A 6,113-nucleotide genomic window follows, 5' to 3' on the forward strand; every position below is an offset into this window, starting at 1 on the left:
ATTGACTTTAAGCGGGGCCAGGAGCGCGACATTCTCGTCAGGCGACAAGTCCGTTTATGCAACCAATTGGTCGACTGGTACCTATTGGCAGGCAACCGTCAATACGACCGGTTACAAAAGCATTTCGGTTGCTGCAAAGCAGTATGGGTCCAATTCCGGTCCCAAGGATTTTTCCCTTCAATTTAGCACGGACAATGGCACGACTTTTACGAATTTTCCTTCGTATTCCATATCTGCCAGCAGCGCCTTATATACCCACGACTTGAGCTCCGACGCAGATAATAAAGGTCTGCTCATTATCAGATGGGTCAATACGTCGGGGACATCTGTCAATAATGGTTCGACGGGAACCGGCGGGACGAGCAGGATGGCTGACATCGTCATCACCGGCACCCCGATCTCCGAAGGCGGGGGCGGCACGCCAACCGAGACGACGACTGCGCCAGTCGCGGGCAAGCTCTCGCTCTCCGAGGATCTCAAGACGATTACCGGCGATAAGGGCGCGGTATCCGTCCATGCTTCGGTCTACGCCTATTCCGACGCGGCGGCGCCGATCGGATCGACCGTAGCCGACGACAATGGCGCGTTCACCTTGACGGTGGACAATCCGTCCGGCAAGGCATCCTTACTCGTCTCCGCTATCGAAGCAGGCAAGGCGGAGAGCGCCAGAGTCAGTGTAGCGGCTCCGGTCACCGCGGCGCCTGTGGCGAGCAAAATTACTTATACAGACTATAAGACGGTGACCGGGCTTGCGGGCGCGGCCGCGGCCAGCTCATCGGTCTTTGCTTACTTGGCTGACGGCACGACGCTGGCGGGCCAGACGACGGCGGCTTCCGACGGTTCCTTCAGTCTAGGCTTCACCCCTGCGCTTACGGCCGAGAAGCTGCTGATCTCGGCGAAGTCGACGGGCAAGCTTGTCAGCTCTGCAATTACCGTCAACCGTACCAGCTCGACTTCGACGATGGTTAACGCCGGCGACGTCGTGTTCAGCCAGGTCATGGTGAACGGCGGCGGTGCGGGCATTTTCAAAAACCGGTTCTTCGAATTGTATAACCGCACGGACAATGATATCGATCTGTCGGGTTGGGTCGTGGCGTATTCCTCGTCCGGCACTTCCAGCTTCTCCGCGAGCAGCAACCAGCTGCCGATCAGCGGCGTGATCAAGGCACATAGCTACTTCCTGGTGCTGGGCTCGACTTCGACCAGCACGACGTCTCCGGCGCTGCCGGTCGAGGCCGATTCGACGAATACGACGACGCTCAATACCTCTGGCGCAAGCTCGGCAGGAACAGGCGGCGTCATCGGCTTGATCCAGAAGAGCGGCGTCGCCGTATCCAGCCCGACGGACACCAACCTCGTCGACCTGCTTGCCTACGGCAACGCGGATTCCGTATTCGCAGGCAAGACGATGTACTGGGGGGCGCCGTTCGTCGCGACGGACATCGCGACGGGCGTCATCATCCGCAAGACGGCGGATTGCATGGATCCGCGCGCGGCATTCGGTACGGCAGGGATCTGCTACACGAAGGATTCCTCCAAGGACTTCACGACCTGGGTGCCGAAGGCGGCGGCCAATCCAATCGAGATCGTCGTTAAAAACAGCACATACAAAAGCGTGCCGGCCGCCGACAAGATCCTCTTCGACGGCACGACCGGCGTAACGGGTGCAGCAGGCGCGGCGATCGCCAAATCGGCCGTTCGCGTGTATACGCTCGGCACCGGCGGCTTGTCGTTGGCGGGTTCGACGACGGCGGGTGCGGACGGCGCGTTCAGCTTGAACATCGCCAATTCGTCCGGCGACAAGAGCGTGTATGTGACGCATACGTACGCAAACGTCGAGAGCGCTTATGCGCGTGTGAACGCAGCCGGCTATTCGCCTGCGGCATTGACGACGGCAGCGGATGCCAAGGTTAGCGACAGCCGCGGCTTGAGCGTTCATGCGGGCGAGTCCGCCGAAGTGACGGGCGTCGTCACGACGGGCAACGGCGCGCTGGGCGCCAACCCTACGCACTTCTACATTCAGGATGCCACAGGCGGGGTGAATGTCATCGGCACTGCCGCTCCTTCGCTGCCGATCGCTCCGGGCATGAAGATCAAGGCGACCGGCAAGCTCGTATTTGCCGGCGGCACCGTCCAACTGCTGGCGGACAATTTCCTCGATCTGGGGACAGACGCCCTTCCGGCGGCGGCGACCGTGACTGCGGCGCAGATGAACGCGGCCGCGACGGCCGAGCCGCTCGAGGGCAAGCTGGTGTCGCTGAAGGGAAAAGTGACGAACATTCCCACGTCGGATGCGGACGTTAGCCTGACCGTGACAGACGCGGCCGGCAATACGGCCGTCGTTCAGCTGCTCAAGTCCACGGGAATTCCCGCGACTGCCGTCACGCTGAACGAGACCTTTACGTTTACGGGCATTTTGTCTCAATCCGATCTGGTCTCGCCTTACGATAGCGGCTACAAGCTGCTGCCCCGGAGCGAAGCGGACATCTTGGGGGAACTGCAGCTGTCCTATACGCCGCCGGCCAAGCTCTACACCAAGATGGATCTCTCCTTCGAAGCGATGGCGAAGTTCGCCGACTCGGTCACGCTGTTCTACAAGGGAGCCGTCGGGGATGCATACGTGTCCGTTGACTTCGCGTCGGCGGATCACTTGAACTACAACGGCAAGATCGCGTTGGCGGACGTACCCGTCACCGGCAAGCTTTACTACTATATCAAGGCCATTGCCGGATCGGACAGCGTGACTTCCGCTTCGGCGGCCGAGCCCTACATCGTCGACATCGTCGATGACGTCGACGGTCCGGCGGTGACCAGCCTGAAGCCTGCCGAAGGCGAAAAGATCGAGACGCAGCATCCCGTCATCTCGGCAAGCTATTCGGATCCGAACGGGGTCGCCGTCAATTCCGTCCGTCTGAAAATCGACGCCACCGACTTCACGTCATCGGCCGACGTCAAGCCGTCCAGCGTCGAGCTGAAGCTGACGACCGAACAAGACCTTGCGATCGGCAGCCACACGGCAACCTTGACGCTCAAAGACAGCCTGGGCAATGAGACGATCAAGTCCTGGACCTTTACGATTCAAGAGCGGTTCACGGGCGGCAATCATTATTACGGCACGACGCACAACCATACGAACATCTCCCACGATGCGGCGGGCACTCCGCAGCAAGCCGTGGCGGATGCGAAGTATTACGGCTACGATTGGTTTGCCTTCTCCGATCACTCGCACGATATCGACGCGTCGATCCGGGGGACGGACGCCGATACGGCTTCGCACGGCGGCATGCCGGAGCGCAAGGGCGGCTCCGACTGGGCGCTGACGAAGTCGATCGCGCAGAGCAATACGAAGGACGGCGAATTCGTCGTCTTCCCGGCGTTCGAGATGACCTCGACGACCTGGGGCCACTCCAACGTGTTCGGTACGGAAAATTTCATCGACCGCGTACAGGACGGCGCCAAGTATCAGAACCTGAATCAGTATTACGCGTGGGTGCTGACGTACGACGACGTCGTCGCGCAGTTCAACCATGCGAATGCGCCGACGGGGGCGTTTAACAGCTTCCTTCCTTATGACAAGAGCGTGGACAAGCTGTTCACCATGTTCGAGGTCGGCAACGGTTCGGGCAAATACTCCTATACGAACGAAGAGGACATCTACTTCAGCGCGCTCGACAAGGGCTGGCATATCGCGCCGACCTACGGCGAGGACAACCATGATGCGACGTGGGGCAAGACGAAGCGGCGCACAGTCATCGTCGCTAAGGATCTGACGATGGACTCGCTAATGGACGCCATGCAGAAAATGCGCGTTTACATGACAGAGGATCCGAACGCCAAGCTGGACGCGACGGCGAACGGCTGGTATATGGGTTCGACGGTGGACAGCAAGACGTTGTCGTTCGACATTAACGGCAGCGACGACGTGAAGGAAGATAAGTCCGATCCGCATTATGCGTATCTGACGACTACGAGCAACGACAATGTTGCGAAGGTCGATCTGCTGACCAACGGCGGCACGATCGTCGATACGTACACGCCGTCCTCGGCCTCGACTTCGTTCAACTGGAAGCCGAGCGTGACGGTGGCCGGCGGGCAGCAATGGTTCGTCGTCCGTGTGACGCAAGCGGACGGAGACCGGATCTACTCCGCGCCGTTCTGGTCCGAGGAAGTGCCGGTCGCGGTCAAGGTGAGCAATGTTGAAGCGGCGGATGGCGCGATCGTCGGCGGCAACGCAGCCACATTGAATGCGGTCATCAGCAATCAAGGCACTGAGGACGTGTCGGGTATCACGGCATCCTTCTATGTGGACAAGCAGGACGCGGAGCACTTGATCGGAACCGCATCGATCGCAGCCTTGGCCAGCAGCCAATCGACGACTGCCAGCGTCGTCTGGACGTCGCCTCCTGTAGGCGATCACAAGTTGATCGTCACGCTGAAGACGGCGGACCAGGATCTGAATACGTACGAGAAGGCGTTGTCTATCAAGGCGCCGCTCGGGAAGACGATTCTGATCGATGCCTCCAAGAGCAACGAGAACACGACCAAGGACTCGGGAACCTATAAAGACAACCTGAAGTCCTTCACGAAGCAGATGAGGCTGGAAGGCTACACCGTAGCGGAAAATGCGAACGCGATTACGAGCGCCGCGCTGAACGGCGTATCGATATTGTACATTTCGCATCCATCGTCGGCGTATGCCGCGGCGGAGATTGACGCGATCAAGGCATTCGTCGCCGCGGGCGGCTCGCTGTGGCTCGCGGAGAAGAGCAATTTCGGCGGCTCCAATCAGAATCTGAATCCGATCCTGAGCGCGATCGGCTCGTCGATTCTAATCAACAACGACGGCATTGCGGACGAGACGGCTTACGGTAATTTCTGGGGCACGCCGCTCTCGTCGAACTATTCGGTACGTCTGCATCCGAAGCCGGTAGCGACTTATGTGACCGACTTCGCGTCGACGCTCGAATATTACAGCGGCGCGAGCTTGGCCAAAAATGACGGCTCGGGCAACAAGGTGCCGCTGACGGACGGCGGCAGTGCCACGATTCTGGCGTGGGGCAACGATTCGACGTTCCAAATCTCGGCACAGATGAAGCCGGATACCGCGACCTACCTCGTCTCGACATCGCCGGCCCCCTCGAACCTGACCGGCGGTGCGGCGATACCGGCCGTGGCGAGCGAGCAGGTCGGCGCAGGACGCGTCATCGTGTCCGGCATGAACATTTTCAACGACAAGCAGATGGATGAGAGCTACAACGAGAAGGGCAACGATGAGCTTGCCATGAACGCGATGAATTGGCTGGCACACCGGGAGACCGTCGTGACTTCGATTGGCGACGCCCGCAAGCTGGCCGAAGGCACGCATGTCGTCGTTCAAGGCACCGTCACCAGCGCGGCGGGCGTATTCTTCGACGCCTTCTACCTGGAGGACGGCACCGGCGGCATCATGGCGTTCAACGAAGTGCCGGAAAATGCACTGAAGCTGGGAGATGTCGTCAGAGTATACGGGCATATCAGCTTGTTCGAGAACAATCTCGAGCTGGAATTCGACGGATTCGACAAGAGTGTCGTCAAGGTAAGCGCGGGTGCGCCGAGGAATCCGATCGAGGTGACGACCGCCGCATCCGTCTTGCCCGAGAACCAAGGCCGACTGGTGAAGGTCTCCGGCAAGGTGACCGGAATTCCGGATGATACGTCCTACGTGATCGATGACGGATCGGGCCCCGTGCTTGTATTCGCGGACGGCTACATCATCAACCAGAGCGGACCGATCCCGGTACTGCAGATCGGCGAAAAGCTCGAAGCGGTCGGCATGTCCGGCGGCTACTCGGGCGGTATGCGGATTCGAGTTCGGAATACGGCTGAACTGAAAAAGATCGAAGCGACCGCGGCGGAAATCGCAGGCGGTATTGCGGACATCGCGGCACCGGAGAAGGATGCGACGCAACTGACGCTGCCAAGCATGCCAAGCGGCTTCACGGTGGCGATCAAGAGCAGCAGCAACGAAGCGGTCATCGGATTGGACGGCAAGATCGTGCCTCCGGCGGCTGATGCGACGGTGAAGCTGGTGCTGACAGTCACCCGCACGTCGGATGCCTCCGTGGCGGATACGG

1 protein-coding gene is annotated in these 6,113 nt (G+C 59.9%); it reads left to right on the forward strand.

Going from position 1 to position 6,113, the window contains the following annotated elements:
• Positions 1 to 367: 367 nt before the first annotated feature.
• A partial coding sequence (locus VQ071_RS24805) for a CehA/McbA family metallohydrolase (RefSeq protein WP_340516942.1) occupies positions 368 to 6,113 on the forward strand: 5,746 nt, incomplete at its 3' end.

The sequence above is a fragment of the Cohnella sp. 56 genome, assembly GCF_037963805.1.
In the GTDB taxonomy this organism is placed as follows: Bacteria; Bacillota; Bacilli; order Paenibacillales; family Paenibacillaceae; genus Cohnella.